Origin of the sequence: Nonlabens xylanidelens, assembly GCF_002934445.1 — a bacterium.
GTDB lineage: Bacteria > Bacteroidota > Bacteroidia > Flavobacteriales > Flavobacteriaceae > Nonlabens > Nonlabens xylanidelens.
This window is the reverse complement of sequence record NZ_PTJE01000004.1, coordinates 1-25834: the sequence shown is the minus strand read 5'-3', so window position 1 is coordinate 25834 and position 25834 is coordinate 1. Positions and strand designations below refer to the sequence as shown.

Annotated in this window: 12 protein-coding genes; 8 read left to right on the top strand and 4 right to left on the bottom strand. The window is 35.7% G+C overall.

Annotated elements, in window-relative coordinates:
• Positions 1 to 43: 43 nt before the first annotated feature.
• The 5 genes from LY01_RS09580 (at position 44) to LY01_RS09560 (ending at position 9619) form a co-directional block, all read left to right on the top strand.
• The gene (locus tag LY01_RS09580) at positions 44 to 5284 is read left to right on the top strand and encodes a reprolysin-like metallopeptidase (RefSeq protein WP_104515636.1); all 5241 of its coding nucleotides are present in this window, start codon (positions 44 to 46) and stop codon (positions 5282 to 5284) included.
• A gap of 264 nt (positions 5285 to 5548) precedes the next feature.
• On the top strand, positions 5549 to 6835 hold the full coding sequence (locus tag LY01_RS09575) for a citrate synthase (protein WP_104515635.1): 1287 nt from the start codon (positions 5549 to 5551) through the stop codon (positions 6833 to 6835).
• A gap of 161 nt (positions 6836 to 6996) precedes the next feature.
• Positions 6997 to 7917, top strand: coding sequence for a dimethylarginine dimethylaminohydrolase family protein (locus LY01_RS09570; RefSeq protein ID WP_104515634.1), 921 nt, complete (start codon positions 6997 to 6999; stop codon positions 7915 to 7917).
• Positions 7917 to 8846 carry a citrulline utilization hydrolase CtlX gene (gene ctlX / locus LY01_RS09565; RefSeq protein ID WP_104515633.1) on the top strand — a complete coding sequence of 310 codons (930 nt, stop codon included), beginning with the start codon at positions 7917 to 7919 and terminating at the stop codon, positions 8844 to 8846. Before LY01_RS09570 ends, ctlX begins: the two co-directional genes overlap by 1 nt.
• A 173-nt stretch (positions 8847 to 9019) precedes the next feature.
• A complete protein-coding gene (locus LY01_RS09560; protein WP_104515632.1) occupies positions 9020 to 9619 on the top strand; it encodes a nitroreductase family protein in 600 nt (199 codons plus the stop codon).
• 56 nt (positions 9620 to 9675) lie between these two features.
• On the opposite strand, the gene LY01_RS09555 is transcribed toward LY01_RS09560, so the two are convergent.
• From LY01_RS09555 to LY01_RS09540, 4 genes are all read right to left on the bottom strand, one after another.
• Positions 9676 to 11103, bottom strand: coding sequence for an SDR family oxidoreductase (locus tag LY01_RS09555; protein ID WP_104515631.1), 1428 nt, complete (start codon positions 11101 to 11103; stop codon positions 9676 to 9678).
• Between the two features lie 102 nt (positions 11104 to 11205).
• A complete protein-coding gene (locus LY01_RS09550) occupies positions 11206 to 14886 on the bottom strand; it encodes an ABC transporter permease/M1 family aminopeptidase (RefSeq protein WP_104515630.1) in 3681 nt (1226 codons plus the stop codon).
• Between the two features lie 2 nt (positions 14887 to 14888).
• A complete protein-coding gene (locus LY01_RS09545; protein ID WP_104515629.1) occupies positions 14889 to 15788 on the bottom strand; it encodes an ABC transporter ATP-binding protein in 900 nt (299 codons plus the stop codon).
• 78 nt (positions 15789 to 15866) lie between these two features.
• Positions 15867 to 16292 carry a hypothetical protein gene (locus LY01_RS09540; RefSeq protein ID WP_104515628.1) on the bottom strand — a complete coding sequence of 142 codons (426 nt, stop codon included), beginning with the start codon at positions 16290 to 16292 and terminating at the stop codon, positions 15867 to 15869.
• 79 nt (positions 16293 to 16371) lie between these two features.
• On the opposite strand from LY01_RS09540, the gene argS reads away from it, so the two are divergent.
• From argS to LY01_RS09525, 3 genes are all read left to right on the top strand, one after another.
• Entirely contained in the window at positions 16372 to 18156 is a 1785-nt protein-coding gene (gene argS, locus LY01_RS09535; RefSeq protein WP_104515627.1) for an arginine--tRNA ligase, read from the top strand.
• A gap of 360 nt (positions 18157 to 18516) precedes the next feature.
• Complete coding sequence (locus LY01_RS09530) at positions 18517 to 19095, top strand: phage tail protein (protein WP_245890685.1); 579 nt, start codon at positions 18517 to 18519, stop codon at positions 19093 to 19095.
• Positions 19096 to 19097: 2 nt separating this feature from the next.
• The coding region (locus LY01_RS09525; protein WP_146080411.1) for a beta strand repeat-containing protein at positions 19098 to 25834 on the top strand (6737 nt) is incomplete at its 3' end.

Genomic DNA, 25834 nt, shown 5'->3' with positions numbered 1-25834 from the left:
AGACGAACTGTTGTTTATTTGTGATCCCAAAAATTCACAACAAATGAACAAAATTCTATTTTTTGCATTTTTAATTCTCTTACCGTTTTCTACTTATTCACAAACGATCTGGAAAAGTCCAGATATGTCTATAGTAGGTAAGATATCTAAAGATTTAAGACCGATACAGCCTAATAAATTTGATATTTTTGATATTGATGTAGATGCACTTTCTACAAAGTTAGATGGAGCTGTCGATAGATTTGATGGCGGCACAGCTATAGAAGTAGACTTTCCATTAGGTAATGATCAATTTGAAACATTTAGCATCTACACTTCTGGTGCTGTTTCTGAAGAGCTACATGCTCAATACCCACAGATTCAATCTTATGTAGGTCAGAGTAAAACAAACCTTTTAAATAAAATTTATTTTACCATTACACCTAAAGGTTTTCATGGTTTAATCACTGGAGAGAAGATTCTTTATATGGATCCATATTCTAAAGTATCTCCAGAATCTATTATGATCTATAATAGAAAAGATCTTAACCGTGCTAGTGACGATAATTTTGCGTGTCAGGTAGACGATAGTTTAGACGCATTAAGTAAGTCGTCTGTTGCTGTTGCACAAACAAAATCATTTAGAGATCTTACTTTTAGAACATATAGAATAGCAATTGCTGCTACTGCAGAATATACTGCCTACCATGATGATGGAAACATAGCCAATGGGAATGCCGTGTCAGATGCTCTTTCTGGAATAGTCGTTACTCTTACAAGAGTTAACTCTGTCTATGAACAAGAAATGTCTATGAGATTCAGTCTTGTAGGAAATAATAATAATGTTATTTATACAGATCCATCTACTGATCCTTACAGTAATTACTCTGGAAGTGATATGCTAGCTGAAAACACAAATACATTAACAAGTGTTTTGGGTACTGGTAGTTATGATATAGGTCATGTGTTCTCTACAGGTGGTGGTGGTATTGCTGGGACTAGTCCTTGTAGCACAGGTAAGGAACGTGGTGTAACGGGAATAGTTACTCCAGAATTTGATCCTTTTGATATCGATTATGTATGTCATGAGATAGGGCACCAATTTGGTGCTTCTCATACTTATTATAATCCATGTTTTGGTTCCGCTGGTGGTCAGCCGTTTGAGACAGGTAGTGCGTCAACCATCATGGGTTACGCAGGTATTTGTTCTCCAAATGTTCAGGAAAATAGTGATGCATATTTCCATGCAGCAAGTATTCAGCAAATGCATAATTCAATTGATGCAGATACTTGCGAAGTAGAAGTTAACTTAACTAATGATAATCCTACTGCTCCTATATCAAATGATTTAGCAGAAAAGTTTTTACCTATTTCTACTCCTTTTAAGCTGACTGGAAATTCTGGACAAGTTCCTGATAGTGGTGAGGTGTATACATATAACTGGGAGCAATGGGATGAAGGTACATCGGCAAATGCAGGATCAACTCAACCTCCGGTCAGCACAAATACGACTGGGCCTATGTTCCGAACTAAATTTGCAACAACTAGTCCTACTAGATATTTTCCGAACTTAGAGGAAGTGCTGAATGGTACAGATGATACTTGGGAAACTTTAAATTCGGTGTCGAGAGATATGAGGTTTGTTTGCACTATAAGAGATAATAATCTTTTTGGAGGTCAGACAGATCGTGGAGAAGTAATAGTTAAACCTAGGGATGTCGTAGGTCCCTTCGTAGTCAATACTCCATTGTTAAATGAAATATGGCACGAAGGAGAGATGCAAACTGTAACTTGGGATGTTGCTGGAACCAATAGAGTAGAGCTAGCAACTGAAGTTAATATCAAATTATCATTAGATGGAGGTTACACTTATCCGGTTACATTGGCATCTAATGTGAGTAATACAGGATCTAGTAGTGTTGTTATTCCTACTGGGACTAAAACTGCAAATGCTCGAATTATGGTAGAAGCTGTAGATAACTATTTCTTTAATGTGAATAACGGTAACTTTGAGATCAAAGAAGGAACATTTGAATTAACTGCAGTAACAAAAGACTTTTCTGTTTGTCAACCTGGTAACGGAACAACTTCTTTTCAATACAACGCTGCGCCTGGTTTTAATGAAACGGTTACATTTAGCGCAGTAGGTTTACCAGCAGGATTAATAGCAAGCTTTAACCCTAACACAACTACTGTAGACGCTACGGTAGATATTGTTATTTCAGGAACATCTTCGGTAGAAGCAAGTCAGTATGATTTTACTGTAGAGGCACAATCTTCTACGGCAACAATAGTTAAAGATTTTACTTTTAAACTATTTGATAATAGTATAGGAGATGTTCTTCAAGTAGCGCCAGTAAATGGTGCAGGAAATCAAGTTGCAAATCCATTACTAGAATGGGAGGATCTAGCTAGTGCTGCTAATTATTTTGTTGAAATATCAGAAAATCCTAGCTTTTCTACTATTGCAGAATCTGGTATGGTTTCTTTTGTGAATTCATATCAACCTACTGTATTAGAAGCAGGTAAAATCTATTACTGGAAAGTAACACCTTCTAGTGATTGTGTCGCTGGAACTATTAATTCAATAAGTTCTTTTCAAACAGCACAAGATGTATGTAGAACTTATGAAAATGAATATTTTGAAAACGGAGATAATGTGTGGGAAAACAGCGCAGTTAATGCTGTAAGCGCACGTATGAGTATTCCAGATGATATAGAAATTACTCAAGTGAGTTATTATATGCGAGCAAGTCATTCAGATACAGGAGATATTAAAATGCAATTTAGCGCACCTTCTGGAAGATTTTCTGAAGTATATAATCGGGAATGTGCAGATGGAGCAAACTTTGACCTTACAGTAAGTGATAATGGTACTCAGAACTTTAGCTGTGCTTCAACTTATCGTGGTGCCCTAACTGGTAATCAAAGACCAGGACAAGCTTTTACTCGTTTCAATGGGTTAAGTGCTCAAGGAGAATGGGTGCTTTTAGCAACCGATAGAGTAGGAACAGTCAGAGATAGATTTGGAAATATTACAACGCAAGATGGTGGAACATTCAATGAGTTTTCAGTTACCGTTTGTGGTAGATTACAATATGTAAATGATATCGATAATAATAGAAACTTAGGATTAACAACTGCTTTTAATGCAACTAGCATCATTGATAATACATTATTAAGATCGGTTCAAACAGGATTTACTAATGCAAACCTAGTTTATGTAGTAACTAACGATGTAGATTATGGACAAATTCAATTAAACGGTGTAGATCTTAATGTAGGAGATTCATTTAGTCAAGGAGATTTAAATAATAGTAATATTCAATATGTACATGACTCTATGGAGTTGGTTAATGAAGACTCATTTGGATATACAGTTTTAGGTAATTCAGACACTGTTTTATTAGGTGATGTATTTACTATCACGATAGAAGATCCTACACTTATATATGATGCTGGTGCATGGTCTCCATTTGCTCCTCATGCAGAAACAGGAGGTTTAAATGCTCAAGTATTAAGTGGTGTAGCTCCTATAGCTGTTAGTTCTGTGATTAATAATATGGACGTTATGGGTGCCATGAGTACTCTAGATATTAATGCAACACTTGCTGTAAAAGGCAACCTGACTGTAGATGGTCTAGTAGATGCAACAGATGGTGTTCTAGAAATAAGTGGAGCATCTAGTCAGACAGTAACTGGTACAGGATCTTTGGACTTAGATATTCTAGAGGTTAACAACACAGCTGGAGTGACCTTTGATGCTGTTACAAATATTTATAATGTCTTAAAACCTCAGTCATCTGTTATAAATGCCAATAATAATATTGTATTTAAGAGTAATGCAACCACAACAGGACAACTGGATAATGCTAGTCTAGCAACTATCAACGGCAGTGTAAAAGTAGAGCGTTATATACCAGCAAAACGAGCTTTTAGATTCCTCAGTTCTTCAGTAAACTCTACTGGTAGTATAAGAGAAAACTGGCAAGAGGATGGAAATGTTGCAACAGGATTAGGTACGCATATTACAGGGCCAAGCGCTGCAAACGGTTTTGATGTTACCTCTACAGGAGCTTATTCTCTATTTACATTTGATAATGATAATTATTTATGGAACGCGGTGCCTAATACTAATATAGAACAATTAGTTATAGGTACACCTATAAGAATGTTAGTAAGAGGAGATCGTAATACAGATTTAACAAATAATGCAGCAACACCTTCTAACACGACATTAAGGTCTAGTGGTGTTTTACATACAGGAGATTATTCGGCATCTTATGCAACTAGTAATGGAGAATTTGCGATGATAGCAAATCCATACCAGGCAGTCGTAGATTTTAAAAGCGTTCTATTAGATGCTGCAACTACTGGTATGAATGCAAACTTTGTTTATGTATGGGACCCTAATTTAAATGTACGTGGCGGTTATGCCACAGTAGATTTAGGTACGGCAAATGGTGACGCGATACCTATGTCTAGTACAGCAAATAAGTTCTTGCAACCAGGACAGTCTCTGTTTGTGTCCACTAGCGGTGCTAGTACTTTAACATTTAAAGAATCTCAAAAAGCAGTTAGCCAGCCGTTGACTCAAGTCTTTGGAATCTATGATTTAGATAATGAGATAATTATTGGATTAAAGGATGCAGCGACTAGGACTGTTTTAGATCAGGCTGTGATGCGTTTTAATAATTCATATAACGACCAGGTAGATAACAGTGATGCATTAAAGTTTAACAACTTAGATGAAACTCTTGCTATATCAAATGGTGTTGATATTCTAAGTGTAGAAAAAACACAACATCCACAGGCAGGAGATGTAACACCACTACATATTTCTAATTATAGAATCAATAATTATGTCATGGAATTAGATCTCAATTTAAACAGTGGTGTAACAGCGACTCTAGTAGATAATGAAATAGGAACGCGCACAATTTTACAAAACGGTGTGAATGTCGTTAATTTTAATGTAAGTGCTGCTGGTAGTAGTAGCAACAGATTTAAGATAGAATATGGGGCAGCGATACTTTCCTTAGAGCAGTCGTTATTAGAAAACGATCTAGAAGTATTTCCTAATCCGGTAGTAGGTAATTCGTTTCAAGTAAATAGTAGTTATTTAAGTGGTAAAGAAGTGACTATGACTTTGTATAATACGTTAGGTCAAAGGATTTATACCCATACAAATGAATTTAATGGTTCTCAAACCATAAAACCATCTACAGTGTTAAGCGCAGGTATGTATATTTTAAAAGTAGAAACAGATGTAGATGCTGCTGCTGTACAACTTATAGTGAAATAATTTTTTGTTAGTTTTTGGGACTACAAATTGCTTTACGGCGGCCTTTTTTGGTCGTCGTTTTGTTTTTAAGATGATTTTAGTTTCGCTTTCGCGAAAGCGGAATTCAAGTTAAAACTGTGCTTATTCGTAGAATATTCTAAGTTATCGCCCTAAATAGATGTATTAAAGATTAAATATTTATTAAATAATTAAACTTCACTTCTATATAGTATGAAAATTAAAGCTTGTGACGTATTTTCGTAGACAGAAAATCTAAAAATAAAAATGGCAGACAAGGCGATATTAGAGTTTGAAGGCAAGAAATACGAGTTTCCTGTTATTACTGGCTCAGAAGATGAAAAGGCAATAGACATAAAAACACTTAGAGGTGCAACTGGTGGACTTACCACTATTGACCCAGGTTATAAAAATACTGGTAGTTGTACTAGTGCAATAACATTCTTAAATGGTGAAGAAGGAATTCTTAGATATAGAGGTTACTCTATAGAAGACCTTGCAGATAAAGCTGATTTCCTTGAAGTTGCCTATTTATTAATCTTTGGTGAGTTACCTACAACTACTCAATTAGAGAAGTTTCACAGTGACATTAAAGCTCAATCTCATGTAGATGAAGATGTAAAGAAAATCTTAGATGGTTTTCCTAAAACGGCTCACCCTATGGGAGTGCTTTCTTCTTTAACAAGTGCGCTTATAGCATTTAATCCATCTTCAGTAAATGTAGATAGTGAAGAAGATATGTACAAAGCTATCGTGAACATCATGGGTAAATTCCCAGTTCTTGTAGCATGGGCATTAAGAAAACGTACAGGACAGCCACTTGATTATGGTGATGATAGTCTAGGTTATGTAGATAACATCCTTAAAATGATGTTTAAGAAACCTAATTCTGAATATAAAGTAGACCCTATTGTTTCTAACGCACTAGATAAATTATTAATCCTTCATGCAGACCATGAGCAAAACTGTTCTACAAGTACAGTACGTATCGTAGGTTCTTCTCATGCAGGTCTTTTTGCTAGTTTAAGTGCTGGTATATCTGCACTTTGGGGACCACTTCATGGTGGTGCTAACCAGGCAGTTCTTGAAATGCTAGAAGCAATTAAAGAAGATGGTGGTGATACTAAAAAGTATATGGCTAAGGCTAAGGATAAGAATGATCCATTCCGTTTAATGGGATTCGGACACAGAGTTTATAAAAACTTTGATCCACGTGCTAAGATCATAAAAGTAGCTGCAGACGAGGTTCTTGAAGCATTAGGTGTAGAAGATCCTATCTTAGACATTGCTAAAGGTCTAGAACAAGAAGCTCTTAACGATCCTTACTTTGTAGATCGTAAATTATATCCAAACGTAGATTTCTATTCTGGTATTATTTACCGTGCAATGGGAATTCCAGTTGAAATGTTTACAGTTATGTTTGCATTAGGACGTCTTCCAGGATGGATCGCACAATGGAAAGAAATGAGAGAAAATAAAGAACCTATAGGTAGACCACGTCAGGTTTATACAGGTGAAAACTTAAGATCTTTTAAAGAAGCATCTGACAGATAATCTCTTTTAAATTAGATATTTAAAACTCCCAAAAGTAATTGCTTTTGGGAGTTTTTTAATTTTATAAACTTTATAAGTTGATCTTTAAATGATTATAAAGAGTTGATAAAAGCATTGTGATATTAGTAGAAAAGACTAGCGGTAATTATTAAATTCGCATTATGGAAAAAATTAATCTTCATGTTAATAACGAGACCTCAAGGTTAAGGTCGGTAATTTTAGGTACAGCTAAAAGCAATGGTCCAGTGCCAGATCTAGTAGATGCCTATGACCCTAAGTCTAGAGAACACATCATAGCAGGTACTTATCCTAAAAATGAGGATATGGTAAGAGAGATGGAAGCGGTTGCTGCTGTGTTTGAGAAATATGATGTAAAGGTTTTTAGACCTGAACAAATAGAAGACTGTAATCAGATATTTACACGTGATATAGGTTTTGTAATCGATAATGTTTTTGTGAAGGCAAATATTCTCCCAGATCGTGAGGAAGAAATAGAGGCTATACAATACGTAATAGACCTAATTAATACTGACAACGTAGTACGACCTCCAGAAGAGGTTCATATAGAAGGTGGTGATGTTATGTTATATAACGATCATATTTTTGTAGGGACTTATCGTGGAGAGGACTATGCAGATTATATAATAGCTCGCACTAATGTACAAGGTGTAGAATGGCTAGAAAAAACTTTTCCTAATAAGAAAGTGGTCTCTTTTAATTTAAGAAAAGATAATCACGATCCATACAATAACGCATTGCATTTAGATTGTTGTTTCCAGCCTGTAGGTGACGGTAAATGTATTATACATAGAAACGGATTTTTACAAGAAGAAGAGTATCAATATTTAATTGATTTCTTTGGATCAGAAAATTGCTTTGAAATATCTCAAGAAGAGATGTATTACATGAATTCAAATATCTTTTCTATCGCTCCAGACGTAGTAGTGTCAGAAAAGAATTTTACAAGATTAAATACATGGTTGCGCAGTCACGGTATCACCGTAGAAGAAGTGCCATATGCTGAAATATCAAAACAAGAAGGTCTTTTAAGATGTTCTACCTTACCCTTAATTAGAGATTAATGAGACAAATTACTGATACCATTTTCATGGTACGCCCTATACAGTTCCGTTTAAACGAAGAAACTGCCGTAAACAACTATTATCAAGATGAAGGCGTAAAGATCATTGATCAAAACAAGAAAGCTCAAGATGAATTTGACGCTTTTGTAATAGCATTACAAGAAAAAGGAATTCATGTATTAGTAGTACAAGATCGCATAGAATTTGACACGCCAGATTCTATATTTCCTAACAACTGGATCTCTACTCATGAAAACGGAGACATCGCATTATATCCTATGTTTGCCGAGAACAGACGTAGAGAGAGAAGACCAGACGCTATGGAGTTAATGGAAACAGAAGGTTTCCAGATCAATAACGTTATAGATTACACAAGTGCTGAAGACGAAGGGATCTTTCTAGAAGGAACTGGTAGTTTGTTATTAGATCGTGTAAATCGTAAAGCATACTGTAGTTTATCTGCTCGTGCAGACGAAGAACTGATGATCGAATTTTGTGAAGATTTTGAATACACACCTGTTATCTTCAAAGCTTATCAAACAGTAGGAGAAGAGCGTCTATCTATTTATCATACTAACGTAATGATGGCTCTAGGAGAAGATTATGCAGTAATTTGCCTAGATTCCATTGATGATAAGAAAGAAGCTAAAAACGTTCTTAATCACCTTAAAGAAGACGGTAAAGAAGTAATAAAGATTACCGAAGAGCAAGTGAATGCGTTTGCAGGTAACATGATGCAGGTTCATAATGATAAAGGTGATCGCATTCTAGTAATGAGTGACCAGGCATATAAGTCGTTAACTCCTATGCAAATTGAAAAATTAGAAAAATATAACGAGATTTTACATCCATCTATTTCTACTATTGAAACCTTAGGTGGTGGCTCTGTAAGATGTATGATGGCCGAGGTGTTTTTACCTAAGGTATAGATGCTTTTGATTTTCTAGATTAATTTTTTCGACTCTTTTTTAACTTTTAAATGATGTTGTTTTAAGAACCACTGTTAAAGTTGTTGCGTTTATTTATAAACTTGTGGCATCTATTATAGGAATGCTTAAATTCATAGAAATAAGCGTAATACATAAATCTTAAAATTTAATATATGAGTTTTTTAGAATCGATGCAATGGAGGTATTCAACAAAAAGATATAATCCTTCAAAGAAAGTGGCGATAGATAAAATGGAAGAATTGAAAGAGATTCTTAGGTTATCACCTTCTTCTATTAATAGCCAGCCGTGGAATTTTACATTTGTAAATGATGCCGATTTAAAAGATAAATTAGCTGCAGCTTCTTATTTTAATGAACATAAAATTAAAGATTGTGATACTCTAGTTATCTTTAACAGAGTTGATAATTTAGAATTATTTGAAGAGCAGATAGAAAACTCATTGCCAGATGGTTCTGTAGAGTATTATAAGGATGTTTTAAAGCCATTATCTAAGAAAGATATAACTACATGGTTTGATAAGCAAGTTTATCTTTCTATAGGTGTACTATTGAGCGCTTGTGCTCAAATGAAAATAGATGCAACACCTATGGAAGGTATTGATGGTGTAAAGTATAATGAAATTTTAGGACATAAAGGTTATCATTCTATAGTCGCAGTGGCTGTTGGATATCGAGATGAAGATGATAGTAATCAAATAGATCGCAGTCCTAAATCTAGATTACCTATGGAAAAAGTTGTAACCTCTATTTAAAAAAATATGCTCACGAGAGATAGAGTTAAATTAACCTCTCGTGAGTATTTTTAATACTACTTCCCAGTTGCGATATGTTTCATCATACCAGCAAAAATAAAGTAATGAAACGGCAGCATAGAGTACCAGTATAATCTACCCCATATACCTTTGGGTCTAAAAGTGGCTGTTTGATGTACGACATTGTTCTCATCGATTTCAAATTCTAACCAGGCTTCTCCAGGCACACGCATTTCGGCAAATAGTAGTAACCTTTTTCCCTCACGGTCTGCAACAAGAACACGCCAAAAATCTAAGGCATCTCCAGCATAGATAGTGGTAGGATTTGTACGACCGCGTCGCAAGCCTACACCACCCAAAAGCTTATCCAGATAACCTCTTATTTTCCATAAAAACGTTGCGTAATAATAACCGTTTTTACCGCCTATGGACCAGATCCTTTCCAGCGCCGCGTCAGGATCATTAGCTGCTAGTTTTTGAGCATCCTTAAGACATCCATAACTTGGGACCTGTTTATATTTATTGAGATTGTATTTAAATCTACCGCTCACCATAGAATCTTTCCAGCTGCTTACTACCTGATTTTGCTCAATTTTTGCAAAAGCCATAGTAAGCGCTTCTTGATAATCGTATAATTCTATACCTAACCTTTGAGCAAGATCATTCTTAGAAGCGATCACTTCTATCGCCATGCTGTTCACTAGATTTTGAGCAAGTTTATAACTAGTGCTGGTCACAAAATACAACCAGTAACTGCTCAACTTAGGCGTCATAACAGGCACCGTAATTATAGCCAGTTTTAAATTCCTATTTTTAGCATAGCCTTGCATCATTTCCTTGTAAGTTAAAATGCTTTTACCACCTATATCAAAACTTTGACGGTAACAATCTTCTCTACCTAAAACACCTATTAAAAAACTCATCACATTGCGTATAGCGATGGGATGCGTTTTAGTATTCACCCATTTAGGAGTGATCATTACAGGTAACTTTTCACATAGGTCGCGTACTATTTCAAAAGAAGAACTACCACTACCCACAATTATTCCAGCTCTTAATACCGTGAGGTTATAATCTCCTGTATAAAGTATGTCTTCCACTCGCTTTCGCGAAAGCAAATGCTTACTCAATTTATCCTCGTTTACTATTCCGGAGAGATAAATAACTTGTTTACAGTCTGTTTCTCTAATTAATTTTACAAAGTGTTGAGCACTTTGCGCTTCTAGTTGATCAAAATCTTCTGTGCTCGATGTCATGGAATGGATCAAATAATAGGCAGCATCTATATCTTGAGGTAATTTTTGATTTAATTCTACCTTTAGAAAATCTACTTCTATAATCTCTATTTGATCGCGTATTTCTTGTGGCACAGATAGTCTTGCGGCATTGCGCACTGCACAAACCACCTTATGATCTGCTTTAAGAAGTTCATATAATAAACGGACTCCTATATAACCGTTGGCACCTGTAAGTAATACTTTCATGTCTTAAAGATACTACACTAGATAGGTACCTCGACCAATAGTTTGTTAAAACAAAAACGCCATCTGTTGAGGATGGCGTTTTAAGACTATTATAAAAGTATTTTACTCTTCTTTTTTCTTGCTGTCAGATTCGGTTACTTTTTTACGGTTATCATTAGTACCTCTATCTATTAGTTTGTTATAAGGGTCGATACCTACTTCTACAGGTTTCTTAGTAACGAGTATAGATTGATTATTCTCAATATCAGTAAATTTTAGTTTCTTTAAGAACAGCACTTCTTCTTCACCGGTTTCTTCATTTTCTTCTCCAAAGATTCCTATTTCTATATAGTCGGCAAGCGGTAGTGAAGAAATGGCTTTCTTTTTACCTTTTGGAGTAAAGTTAAGACTGTCTCCGGCAACTGATGCATAAGATTTCTCACCTCTTTTATCAGACCTATATTTGCTTACCAGACTCTTTATGTTCACCAAATATTCATCTTCATTGATCTTTGTGTAAGTTGCATCTGTTATTTCATTATCATAAAGAGTAATGGTCTCAAACATATCTTTTATTACATACTGTAATGAATCTGGAGTAACTAATTTTATGTCTTCTACAAATTCTATAGCTGTAGGGTAAGGAGCGCTTTTAAACTGATACTTTTCGGCAAATCTTTTAATGACTCCATTAAATTTCTTTTCTCCTATGTAATCGCTCATAGCATATAATACTAGAGAACCTTTTTGATAATGTATATACTGTTGGTTCTCATTATACATTAAAGGATTTTCTTTAATAGACTCTCCAGTACGTCCGGATAGATAACCATCTAGTGCGTCTTTAAGAAATTTGCGCATTTGATTTTTACCATAGACCTTTTCTAATACTTTAAGACAACTGTACTCAGACATACTTTCAGAAAGTAGAGTCGCACCTTTTGCATTTGCGCCTATTACCTGGTGTGCCCACCACTGGTGTGCCAGTTCATGCGCTGTAATTGCTAGCGGATAATCTACAGCATCCTTATCGGTATCATCAACATCGGCTATAAAACCTACACCTTCACTGAAAGGAATTGTATTTGCAAACGCCTGTGCAAAACTTCCATATCCCTTAGGGAATTCAATAATGCGTGCCTGTCTGTGCTGATAAGGCGTAAAATTCTCATTGTAATAATCCAGTCCTTCTTTTAAACCCTTCATCATGCGATCTAGGTTATAGGTGTGATCTGGATGGTGGTATATTTCTAGATTCACTCCATTGTGAACTTCTTTAACCACTTCATATCTACCGCTCAAAAACGAATAGAAATTAAGCATCTTAGAATCCATTTTATAATGGAAATACTTCTGTCCATTTTCTTCCCATTCTTTAATTAAATACCCAGGTGCGATGGCTATCTGATCTGGAGAGGTGCTTACTGTAGCTTCAAAATCTATCCAGTCACTATTACCACCTATATAATTATTATCGGTTGCACCAGGACTAGTAGCTGCAGGCAACCTATCCTTAGGAGGTAAGTCATACTTTTCTCTTAATTTTACATTGCGCAATTCATATGCATCATTATAACCTATAGATGGATACATGCTGTTATTTAAAAAAGTACCATTACTAGCAATAGGAGATTTATTATCCATAAATCTATTCTCCTCATTGTGCATGGTAAATTTCATGATAAGCGTGTCACCAGGTTGCAATGCTTCATTAAATTGATACATTCTATATTGATAATCTTCGTTATCATAGACCACTTCAGTAGCTCTGTCTAGTGTAAATTCTACAGGGTAATCTGTTACATTTACATGAAGAGTGTCTATCGCAACCATAGTCTGATTAATCAATGTATAGGTAGCACCAGCTTTAAAATCCTTTGTCTCAGGAAAGATGTCCATAAACGTATTTACAGCAACCAGTCTAGGTTGTGCAATGTTTAAATATTGTCCTAAATCTTTTTCATAATTCACACGACGTTCTTCTTGTTCTTTACCGGTTAGACGCTCATTGTCATAGTTGTTTATTTTCCATATGTAACCACCTAAACCTATAAAACCTAATAAAGAAATGGATGCAATGGTTATAATTGATTTTGATAATCTCGCTTTCGCGAAAGCGATACGACCAGCAACATCTGTGCTCATACCACGTCTGTAGAACAATAAAGCAATACAAAGTAACACGATGCCGAATAGAATCCAATACACTCGATAGGTATAATATGGCGCGAGCGCATCTCCATAACCGTTAAAGTCTGATGGGCTGGGTTCTCCTACAGAATTAAAGTCAAAAATAGCTTGGTCTATTCCTATGGCTCCGGTTACTGTAGGTATAGCCACCCCTAGAATTACTAATACAGCGAGTCCTAACCATTTGTTTTTGATTAGTGTATGTACTAACAGAGACATTAAAATCCATGGGATGTATTTCCAGATATTAAGGAAAAATGCCTGAAACAAATATAGGTCTATCTGGTAGTCATGGAAGGATAAAAGTGATTGTGTAGCTACACCACAAATTATAAGAATAACTTGTAAAACTGCTAGCATGAGGACTAGTGCACCAATATTAGAAACTAGAAATAACCAGCTCTTAGTAGGTGTCACATCTACTATTTGTTTAATGTGAGCAGAGTTAGAACGATCTATTAAAAATCCTGAATACAAGAAGATCAATAAAAAGGAAAATAACAGCACATACGTAGATGGAATACCTAGCATAACCCACGTTTTAGGCAATAATGGCGTGCTGAAAATAAGACCACTATTAAACATCATTACAAAAGTTAATACTATGGCAAGAAAAGCAATAATGATAAATGGCCACCCATAAATGATGTATTTAGTATCGCTTTTAATAAGAAGCCATAAAGTAGAAAGTTGGCCTTTTAAAGAAAAATCTGTAGAGACAGTAGGCAAGATTATTTTGCTTATCCCGCTTGTGTTTTCTTTAGTTACTTTTTTAGATTTTTTAGATTTGAATAAAGTCGCTGCATTTTGAGCAAAATTAAATCTTGCAATAACGAGACCTAGAATAAGTATAGAAATACCAGCCCATAGGACTCTATTCCATAGAATCATATCTTCAAATGGTAACATACGGAAACTCTGTTCTATAGGTGTCCAGTATTTTGTAGTCTGGCCAGTAGCCACAATTCCTAGTGGGTCTGCAAGAGCGAGCCAGAATGGATCTTCTACCTGATCTACATAAGAGGTCACTATTAATTGCACAATAATCAGAGTAAGAATAGACATGAAACCCACATTCATATTGCGAGTAAAAACGATAATGGCAAATACTATAGCACTATAAAAAATCACGTTAGGAACTACAACTATGAGAAATGGTTGTACATAATTCCATAGTTTAAAAGGACCGAGAAGTTCTGGGTTTGTTCCAGGTAGATAACCACCTATCATTAACCCCACGACTACTAGAAAAATAAGAATTAAGTAGATAGAAATACCAGCACAATATTTAGCCAGTAAGTATTCCCATTTTTTTATGGGATAAGAATAAAGCACGTTGTGCATGTTATTCTTGAAATCTCTGTAAATGGTGCTCCCTACAAATGTGGGAATCATCAAATAACAGAAAATAGAAATTATAGAAATAGATTTTAAAATCTCAAATGGACTGTTTATAAATGAATTGCTCGTGGTTGTTGCATTATCACCGTCAAAAAAGCCTGCAGGTATTGCCATCACTAGCATACCTAAAATTAAAAAGATTGCAGCAAATACATAAAAAAGCGGTTTCTTAAACCACGTTTTTATCTCGTGAATAAATATGGTAGAGAACATAATTAAACTATTTCTGGTTGGGTAGTAAACTTATCACTACTTAGTGTGGTGAAGTAAACGTCTTCTAGTGTCGGATTCGCTTTCGCGAAAGCGGCACCAGGACTAACATCTCCATAAACACGTACAGTAAGCATGTTGTCCTCATTATAACTAGAAGAAATAACATTATAATCTTTTTGCATTTTTTCTATAGCCTCACGATTTACCGTAGTAGTCCACACTTTGTCCTGTAGACTTGCAACCATTTGTTTAGGAGTGCTTTGTGCAAGTATTTTACCGCCGTTAAGAATAGCCATGTCGGTACATAATTCTTTTACGTCGTCTACAATGTGCGTAGAAAATATAACAATGTGGTTGGTCCCTATTTCTCTAAGAACATTTAAAAAACGATGACGCTCTGCAGGGTCCAGCCCAGCAGTAGGTTCATCTACTATAATAAGTTTTGGGTTATTTAATAATAATTGAGCGATACCAAAACGCTGTTTCATACCACCAGAATAACCAGCTACATGTTTGTCTTGGACATCAGTAAGATTAGTCACCTCAAGAGCTTTTTCTACTATGGCTCTACGTTCAGATTTATTGGTAATTCCTTTTAAACTAGCAAAATAATGTAATAAATCATGTGCACTCATTTTAGGATACACACCAAATTCTTGTGGTAGATAACCTAAGTTTTTTCTAAATTCAATCTTGTTATTTAAAATATCTAATCCGTCTAGATGTATACTACCAGAGTCAGGAGATTGTAAAGTAGCAATAGTTCTCATTAAGGAAGATTTACCAGCACCATTAGGACCTAGTAAACCGAACATACCAGCGTTGATATCTATCGTTACATTATCTAGCGCTTTTACACCATTACTATATGTTTTAGAAACATTCTTTAAACTGAGAATCATGTGATTGAAATTTATTATTTAAAGAGTTAGTGTCTCCTTCATCCAATACGTTACATTTTTCTCTTATAAAGACGCCGATTATAAGTCATCTATGTATTCAAAACCTTGGTCAGATTTTAATTGAGCTAGCTTTTCAAAAAACTTATGAATCTTCTTATGATCTGCCTTTACTTTAATAAAGTAGTTATCTCTATGTATGCTATACTCTTGGGCTTTTCCTTTATAAATAACCAGTTTATAATAGGGAATAGGCAGGGCATAGGTTTCTAGTAAAGATCTAAATCTTAATATCACACCGTTTTTCCTCAACTCCATGTTGCAAGAATTGATGTTGTTATCCAGTACTAATAGGTTGTGAATCTGTATGCTGCATGCGGTTATAAAAAGCTTAGGAGAACCAGATCCTTTTAATTTCCACCTTTCTTTTAAAGTGAGAATAGCACCTACCTCGCTAGAAATAGTGCGTTCAATTTTAGGATTATTGTAAGAGACATTATGTAGCATATCGTAAAGTTACTTTCTTAGTAGTAGTAATTCCCTAAGCCTTTCATAATCCTTATCTTTGCGGGCTTAAATTTTTATTATGACACTTTTTCAACAATTGGAGAACGCATCAAAAGAAGCTGTGAAATCTATTTTTTCTATAGAATTAGAAAATGTAGAAATTACGCTTACGCGAAAGGATCAAAACGGAGACTTTACCATCATGGTATTTCCTATGTTACGTCATATTAAAGGTAATCCTGCGGCGATAGGTCAGCAAATAGGAGAGTATCTAAAAGAGAATACTGATTTAGTTACCGATATAGAAGTCATTAAAGGTTTTTTAAACATAACAGTTGCTGCAACCGCATTCTTAAAAGACTTTAACCGAATACTTAGTGATGCAAATTATGGTGTAAAAAATCAAGATACTACCCAACCTGGTGTTATGGTAGAATATAGTTCTCCTAACACAAATAAACCGCTTCACTTAGGACATGTTAGAAATAACTTATTAGGTTTTTCTGTAGCAAATATTATTGAGGCGACTGGACGCACAGTAAACAAGACACAAATAATAAACGATCGCGGTATTCATATTTGTAAATCTATGCTAGCATGGGAGCAATATGGAGATGGCGAGACTCCAGAATCTACAGGTTTAAAAGGAGATAAGTTAGTAGGTAACTACTATGTGAAATTTGATCAGGAATATAAAAAGGAAATAGCAACTCTTATTGCTCAAGGTAAAACCGAAGAAGAAGCAAAGAAAGAAGCTCCATCTATTCTAGCAGCTCAAGAAATGCTTCAAAAATGGGAGCAAGGCGATGCTGAGGTAGTTGCACTATGGGAAAAGATGAACAGCTGGGTTTATGACGGTTTTGAAACTACGTATAGAAATCTAGGAGTAAACTTTGATAGTTTGTATTATGAAAGTAATACGTATTTATTAGGTAAGGATGTCGTACAAGAAGGTCTTGATAAAGGTGTTTTTGAAAAAGATCCTGATGGTTCTGTATGGATAGATCTTACAGAAGATGGGTTAGACAGAAAAATTGTTTTACGTAGTGATGGAACTGCAGTTTACATGACTCAAGATATAGGAACAGCTATACAGAGAGTAAAAGATCACAACATTAATTCTATGGTTTATACCGTAGGTAATGAACAAGATTATCACTTTAAAGTACTTTTCTTAATACTTAAGAAACTAGGTTTTGACTGGGCAGAGAATTTATACCACCTGAGTTATGGTATGGTAGAGCTTCCTTCTGGTAAAATGAAATCTCGTGAAGGAACTGTGGTAGATGCTGACGAGTTGATGGAAGAAATGACCTCAACTGCAAAAACCATTGCACAAGAACAAGGGAAATTAGAAGGTCTTTCTGAAGATGAGAAAGAACGTCTGTATAATATGATAGGCTTAGGGGCTTTAAAATACTTTATGTTGAAAGTAGATCCTAAGAAAAACATGATGTTTGATCCAGCAGAATCGGTAGATTTTCAAGGGAATACCGGTCCTTTTATTCAATATACACATGCTCGTATTCAGTCGATATTAAAGAAAACAGGATTTGATTCTAATAAATTAATGACTGCCACAAATTTAGAGTTGACAGATAAGGATACCGCAGTAATTATGTCATTACAGCAATATCCTAACATGATACAAACTGCGGCAGATAAATACAGTCCAGCATTAATAGCAAACTATGTATACGAGTTAGTTAAAGAATTCAATTCTTTCTATCAAAACGTACCTAAAATAGTAGAAGAAAATAATGCAGACTTGAAGCAATTCCGTTTGTTATTATGTTATAAGACAGCAGCGGTTGTGAAAAGCGCTTGTCACCTCATGGGAATAGAAGTTCCTGAACAAATGTAAAATATAGTAAGACTAATATATATATAGTACTAAGCTTCTTTTTAATTCATCGTGAATTAAGAAGAAGCTTTTTTTGTTATAGATAATTCATTGAACGGACTCTTTCTCTCAATTATTCTCATCATTTACTAGAATTAGATGATTTAATTCAAGTTTTAAGAACTGAGTTGGTCTAATCTTTTAGACGAATGACATCCTAATTTATGTGATTTCAGCTGTATTTGGGTATTTATACCCATTAGGTTATGGGTGTAAGTACGTAATTTTAAGTCATCGCCCTGATAACAGGTCATAGCAGGTATTTTTCAAGTGTATTTTTAGCGTCTCAAAACCTTAAAAATATAACCTGAAATTACTATTATGAAAAAAACTACTTTTATTTTATTATTCATGCTTTTAGGAAGCATTTATAATGTGAGTGCACAAGATGACTTTATAGGCGAAGTGAAAATGTTTGCTGGGAATTTCGCTCCTAGAGGATGGGCGCTTTGTCAAGGTCAATTATTACCTATTGCTCAAAATTCAGCTTTATTTAGTATAATAGGAACCACTTATGGTGGTGATGGTCGTACTACTTTTGGATTACCAGATTTACGTGGTAGAGTACCAGAAGGAGTTGGAACTGGTCCAGGATTATCTCCTGTCCAATGGGGACAAAGATCAGGAGCTGAAACTGTGACCTTAACAACGGCAAATTTACCATCACATAATCATGCGGTAAATGGTGTGTCAGAAGTAGGAACTACTAATGTTCCTTCAGGAGCTTATCCTGCAAATTCAGGTGTTTTTGATAACGAATATGGAACTGGAACATCTACTCCAATGCATGCAGGTATGATAGGATACACTGGTGGTGGTCAGTCAGTCAGTATCAAACAACCTTCTTTAGGTATGCATTACATCATTTGTTTACAAGGAATTTTCCCTTCAAGAAGTTAGTCATGAGAAATTTTTATAAAACCTTATGGGTCGGTTTGATATTTCTTACTGGCTCATTTACTTATGGACAGATAACTCTTAATGGGTGTGATGTTGTATTTGGAGATCAAGACTTTATATTTAATAATGTAGGAACAGACGCTACGGGAAGAAATATATATCAAACGACACCTTTACCACCAGCAGATATTCAATCTTGTCCTTTGGGCTTTTGCGAACTTCAGATTTCATGGAGTATTACAAATAATAGATGGGAACTTGTTGCAGACGATGGTGATGATGCTATCATTTTTAATGGAGAGAATTTGATCCAATTCAATACTAGTGCGTCTTTACCTAATCCACCAGATTTAACTTTAGGAACATGGACAGATGCTACTCCTGCAGGAGGTTGTGGAACCGATGGTTTTGATTCCTTAACTGGTGATGTGCAGTCCTCTATAATTTTGGGAAATCAAGATCCAGAGGTGACTTTAGCAACACGTACCTTCTTTTATACAGAAGGAGATCCAGCTACTATAGCTAATAATACTTTAACTGTAGTTGACGCTAATAATCATCCTATTACTTCAGCAAGTGTTAGTATATCAGGATTTTTTATTGGAGATGAATTGGCAGTAACAACTCCAGGCCCATATACTATAAGTTATAATTCAGTTACAGCGGTACTTACTTTAGTCGGTTCAGGGTCTCCCGCTCAAATGCAAACAGCTCTACGATCAATAACGTATAGAAATACAGGTGATGATCCTGCAAACGGTAATACTCAAAACACTCGTTTTTTAAATTATACAGTCACAGATTCCACAAATGGTTCAGGTACAACTGGAGCAAATTTTGGTATTTCTATAACTGCAGTTAACGATGACCCTACAATTTCTGGATTACCAACAGATGTTAGTGTATTGGAAAATACAGCTAGTAATGTAGATCTATCTGCTGTTATTTTTACAGATGTAGATGCAGGAACTAATGCTGTTACTTTAATAATCACTGCAGCTCAAGGAACACTAACAGCTTCTTCATCAGGTGGTGTTACAATAAGCGGTTCTGGTACAACAACTTTAACCTTAACAGGTAGTGATGTTAATATTGACAGTTATTTAAATATAACTTCAAATGTTCAATACATTGGCTCAGCAGCCTTAATAGGAGATAACGCATCGACTTTAAGTATCATGGCAAATGATGGAGGAAATACAGGAATTGGAGGCGGTTCAAATGTGGCTCTAGGAACAATTAATATCGATATAGAAATGTGTAGTGATCCAGTTCCTGACGCAGCTACATTGGTTAATATAACATCAGAATGTGAGGTAGTTTCACTACCGAGTCCTACAGCTACAAGTAATTGTGGAAGAACAGTAACGGTAACAAACGATGCAACATTACCTATCACAACGCAAGGAACTACAGTAGTAACTTGGACATATGATGATGGTAATGGAAATACGTCTACACAAAATCAGAATGTAATTATTGATGATGTTACTGCTCCAGTCATTTCCTGTCCTAGTAATATTACTCAAGTAAATGATACAGGAGATTGTGGTGCAGTTGTAACGTTTGCAACTCCTACTGCGACTGATAATTGCTCGACTGGAAATGTTTCTGCGACTCCTAGTCTTCAAACTGTCCTTACTGATTTCAATACTAATTTTAATACTTTAACAAGTCTTATACCTAATGCTTTTCCATTTACAGACGGTATTACAGGTGCTTCTATTATTGATGGAGGTAGTGATATGTATGATGGTGGCAATATTATGAATACAAATATTGGTACTTCAATTTCATATTCTGATAATACCCTGGTTAATCAGACTGCATTTGGTCCATCAGGACAATACTTTACTCGTAAAGTAGACAATATGTTTATAATGGCAGCTGATTTAGACGGAATTACTAGCTTTAGATTAAGCGGTAATAACGGAGCTGATGGCAGCGGTTTTGTTAACGGTTTTGTTGATGCTATAACGGTTAATGGAAATGATTATAATATTTTAGTAAAAAGAGTATATGGTACTAGTGATCCCTCTATAAATCATTTAGTTATTATTCCAGCAGATTCTGGTGTAAGTCAGACGTTTCCAACAAATACAAATGACGATGAACATATAATTTCCGGATTAGATAATGTAGGACGAATTTATTATCTTTTATATGCAGGAACTAGCGGTGGTTTTATCGATAACTCAACTACAGAGAGTATCGCAACAACTTTCATAGAAAATTTCCTGCCTAGTAGTGATGTTAATATAGTACAAACAGCAGGTTTAGCTTCAGGAAGTACATTCCCTGTAGGAACTACAACTAATACATTTAGTGTTACAGATGCTGGTGGTAATACTTCTACCTGTAGTTTTGATGTAGTGGTAACAGATAGTGAAGCTCCAGTAGCAGACGCAACAACTCTAACAGATGTAACTGCAGAATGTGAAGTAACAAGTTTAACTACTCCAGCAGCAACGGATAATTGTGCTACTACAGTGACGGTGACAAATGACGCAACATTACCTATCTCAGGAGAAGGAACTACAACAGTAATAACTTGGACTTATGATGATGGTAATGGTAACACTTCTACACAAACACAAAATGTAATTATAGATGACGTGACTGCTCCAGTAGCAGATGCAACAACTCTAATGGATATAACAGTAGAGTGTGAAGTAACAAGTTTAACAGCCCCAACAGCAACAGATAATTGTGCAGGTATAGTAACAGTTACTAACGATGCTACTTTACCTATCTCAGGAGAAGGAACTACTATAGTAGTAACTTGGACTTATGATGACGGTAATGGAAATACATCTACACAAACACAAAATGTAATTATAGATGACGTGACTGCTCCAGTAGCAGACGCAACAGCGTTAGCAGATGTTACTGCAGAGTGTGAAGTAACAAGTCTAGTTGCACCAACTGCAACTGATAATTGTGCCGCAACAGTAACCGTAACAAATGATGCTACTTTACCGATCAATACTCAAGGTACTACAACAGTTACTTGGACCTATGATGATGGAAATGGAAACATATCTACACAAACTCAAAATATTATTTTAGATGATGTTACTGCTCCGGTAGCTGACGCAACAGTTTTAACAGATGTAACTTCAGAATGTCAAGTAACTACTCTTACAGCCCCAACAGCAACAGATAATTGTGCAAGTATAGTAACGGTAACAAACGACGCAACTTTACCTATCTCAACTCAAGGAACTACAGTAGTAACTTGGACTTATGATGATGGTAATGGAAATACATCTACCCAAACTCAAAATGTAATTATAGATGATGTAACTGCTCCGATCATTACTTGTACTAGTAATATTACTCAAGTAAATGATGCAGGAGATTGTGGTGCGGTGGTAAATTATACTACACCTATTGTTTCAGATAATTGCACTATTTCTGAAACTAGAGATTATATTACTAATGGTAATTTTGAAAGCGGAGACCTTACAGGGTGGACTCCTATGAATTCTGGAGCTTCTAGTTTTGAATTGAATGATGGAACATTTATACCGTCTTCAAGTATTATATCACCAACATCAACACTACCAATTAACGGCCTTTTTGATATAGTAAGTGAACAAAATAACCCAGGGATAGCTATCGTATCACAACCTATTACGGTTCCACTAGCTGTTACAGGAGCAAACATCAGCTGGTTAGATAGAATACAAAATTTTAATACCGTATTCTCTGATCCAGATCAAGAATTCAGAGTTTTATTGTTAGATGCTACTATGTCACCTATTCAAGAAATTTATTCAACTAACGCAGGTGACGCTAATATGCAATTAGGTCCAAATACTAGAAATTTTGATGTTACATCATTATTACAAACTTTAGAAGGAACTACAGTGTATTTAAGTATTCAGGTAGAGACTCAACTCTTTTTTATGAATGTTTCAATAGATGATGTTAGTTTTATGATCACTTCAGGTAATACTATAAGTGTATCTCAAACAGCAGGTCTAGCTTCAGGAAGTACATTCCCTGTAGGAACTACAACTAATACATTTAGTGTTACAGATGCTGGTGGTAATACTTCTACTTGTAGCTTTGATGTGATTGTAACAGATAGTGAAGCTCCACTGGCAGACGCAACAGCTCTAATGGATGTAACTGCAGAATGTGAAGTGACTACATTAACAGCACCTACTGCGACAGATAATTGTGCAACTACAGTCACTGTAACTAACGACGCAACACTACCTATCTCAACTCAAGGAACTACAGTAGTGACCTGGACTTATGATGATGGTAATGGAAATACGTCTACGCAAACCCAAAATGTGATTATAGATGACGTTACTGCTCCAGTGGTTACTTGTCCTAGTGATGTTTTAATTACATGTTCAGACAGCGCCGTAGTAAACTATGTACTACCTACGGTAACAGATAACTGTAGTTTACAAGCGAGAGAAATAGGTGCAGACTTTACAAGTCTTGGTAACCTAAATGGTAAAGCATATTATATCTCAAACACTCCAGTTTCTTCTGTAGATGCTTTTGCAGCAGCTGCAACAAATGGATATAACTTGGTTACTATAAATAATCTTGAAGAAAATGACTTTTTATACAACCAGGTAAGTAGTTTAGGAGGTGAGATATTATTTGGTTTCAATGATGTAAACTCAGAAGGTACTTTTGTTTGGCAAGACGGTTCAACTTCTACGTATACAAATTGGAATACATTTGAACCTAATAATGCTAATGAAGAGGATTATACAGGTTTTACAACCAGCGGACGATGGAATGATATACAAGCACAAACTCTTGTTAGATACCTGATAGAGGTAGAGTCATTCTCTATAAATCAGACAGCAGGTTTAGCTTCTGGTAGTACGTTTCCAGTTGGGACCACTACAAATTCATTTACTATAACAGACCGTTCAGGGAATACTACTTCTTGTAGTTTTGATGTGGTAATAGTAGCAGATACTACTGCTCCAGTAGCAGATGTTGCAACGCTAACCGATGTAACTGCAGAGTGTGAGGTAACAAGTCTAATTGCACCAACAGCAACTGACGATTGTGCAACTACAGTAACGGTAACTAATGATGCTACTTTACCTATCTCAGGAGAAGGAACTACAACAGTAGTAACTTGGACTTATGATGACGGAAACGGTAATACATCTACACAAACACAAAATGTAATTATAGATGACGTGACTGCTCCAGTAGCAGACGCAACAACTCTAATGGACATAACTGCAGAATGTGAAGTAACTAGTTTAACTGCTCCAACTGCAACAGATAATTGTGCTACAACAGTAACGGTAACTAACGACGCTACATTACCTATCTCCGGAGAAGGGACTACAACTGTAGTGACTTGGACTTATGATGACGGTAACGGTAATACATCTACTCAAACACAAAATGTAACTATAGATGACGTGACTGCTCCAGTAGCAGACGCAACAGCTCTAATGGATGTAACTGCTCAATGTGAAATAACAAGTCTAGTTGCACCTACTGCAACAGATAACTGTGCAGGTATAGTAACAGTAACTAATAACGTGACTTTGCCTATTACAGTTCAAGGTACAACGGTAGTAACTTGGACCTATGATGACGGTAATGGAAATACATCTACACAAACACAAAATGTGATTTTAGATGATGTAACGTTACCTGTGGCAGACGCTGCTTCACTACCTGATTTAGTTTTTAATTGTGAGGTAGCTAGTTTAACTGCACCTACAGCAACAGATAATTGTGTTGGAGTGGTAACTGGTACAGCTACTTTTCCGATTACATCAACTACGGTAGTTTCTTGGCAGTTTGATGACGGTAACGGTAACGTGAGCTCTCAAGACCAATTAGTAATTATTGAGCAAAGAGCTATAGATGCTATTGCAAACGTTGCAGTATGTGATTCATTTACCCTAGCCACTATAACTGGTGACTATTTAACTGGTTCTCAATCATATTATACGCAAAGTGATGGTAATGGTATCGCTTTCGCGGAAGCGGATACTATAAACTTCTCTGATTTTGCAAGTTATCCGGTGACTATATATGCTTATGATACTGATATGTCAGGTTGTGGTGCACAAACTAGTTTCCAGTTGACTATTACAGAAACACCAGTTATAAATACGATAATGGACGTGACGGCTTGTGATGAGTATGTATTACCTGTATTAAGTGTAGGTTCTTATTATTCTTTCCCAGGTGGTAACGGTAGCTTGTTAAATGCAGGTACGGTGATCGATGCGACGCAAACTTTATTCGTTTATGCAGAAGATGTATCAGGAAACTGTACAGATCAAGAGACTTTTACAGTAACTATCTTACCGTTAGATGATGCGTCATTTAATTATAACACTACGGTTTATTGTCCTAGTGCTATAAATCCTACGCCTACTATAACAGGACTTGCTGGAGGTACTTTTACTTCTACAGCAGGGTTAGTTATTAATGCGGCAACAGGAAGTGTAGATCTAGATACTTCTATGAGAGGTACTTATATAGTTACTTATACAACTAACGGTGATTGCCCGCAATCAACAACGGTAAGTTTCACCATCGAAGATAATGTAGCGCCTACACCAGACACAACTGTTCTTGCAGATGTTGTTGCAGAATGTGAAGTGACTACTCTAGTAGCACCTACTGCGACAGATGATTGTAGTGCTGTAGTAACGGTAACTAACGATGCGATATTCCCAATCACAGGAGAAGGAACTACAACAGTAGTAACTTGGACTTATGA

Bases quoted from the DNA above. Each gene is read 5' to 3' on its own strand.
- LY01_RS09580 (WP_104515636.1), top strand. From the start codon at position 44: ATGAACAAAATTCTATTTTTTGCATTTTTAATTCTCTTACCGTTTTCT.
- LY01_RS09575 (WP_104515635.1), top strand. From the start codon at position 5,549: ATGGCAGACAAGGCGATATTAGAGTTTGAAGGCAAGAAATACGAGTTT.
- LY01_RS09570 (WP_104515634.1), top strand. From the start codon at position 6,997: ATGGAAAAAATTAATCTTCATGTTAATAACGAGACCTCAAGGTTAAGG.
- ctlX (WP_104515633.1), top strand. From the start codon at position 7,917: ATGAGACAAATTACTGATACCATTTTCATGGTACGCCCTATACAGTTC.
- LY01_RS09560 (WP_104515632.1), top strand. From the start codon at position 9,020: ATGAGTTTTTTAGAATCGATGCAATGGAGGTATTCAACAAAAAGATAT.
- LY01_RS09555 (WP_104515631.1), bottom strand. From the start codon at position 11,103: ATGAAAGTATTACTTACAGGTGCCAACGGTTATATAGGAGTCCGTTTA.
- LY01_RS09550 (WP_104515630.1), bottom strand. From the start codon at position 14,886: ATGTTCTCTACCATATTTATTCACGAGATAAAAACGTGGTTTAAGAAA.
- LY01_RS09545 (WP_104515629.1), bottom strand. From the start codon at position 15,788: ATGATTCTCAGTTTAAAGAATGTTTCTAAAACATATAGTAATGGTGTA.
- LY01_RS09540 (WP_104515628.1), bottom strand. From the start codon at position 16,292: ATGCTACATAATGTCTCTTACAATAATCCTAAAATTGAACGCACTATT.
- argS (WP_104515627.1), top strand. From the start codon at position 16,372: ATGACACTTTTTCAACAATTGGAGAACGCATCAAAAGAAGCTGTGAAA.
- LY01_RS09530 (WP_245890685.1), top strand. From the start codon at position 18,517: ATGAAAAAAACTACTTTTATTTTATTATTCATGCTTTTAGGAAGCATT.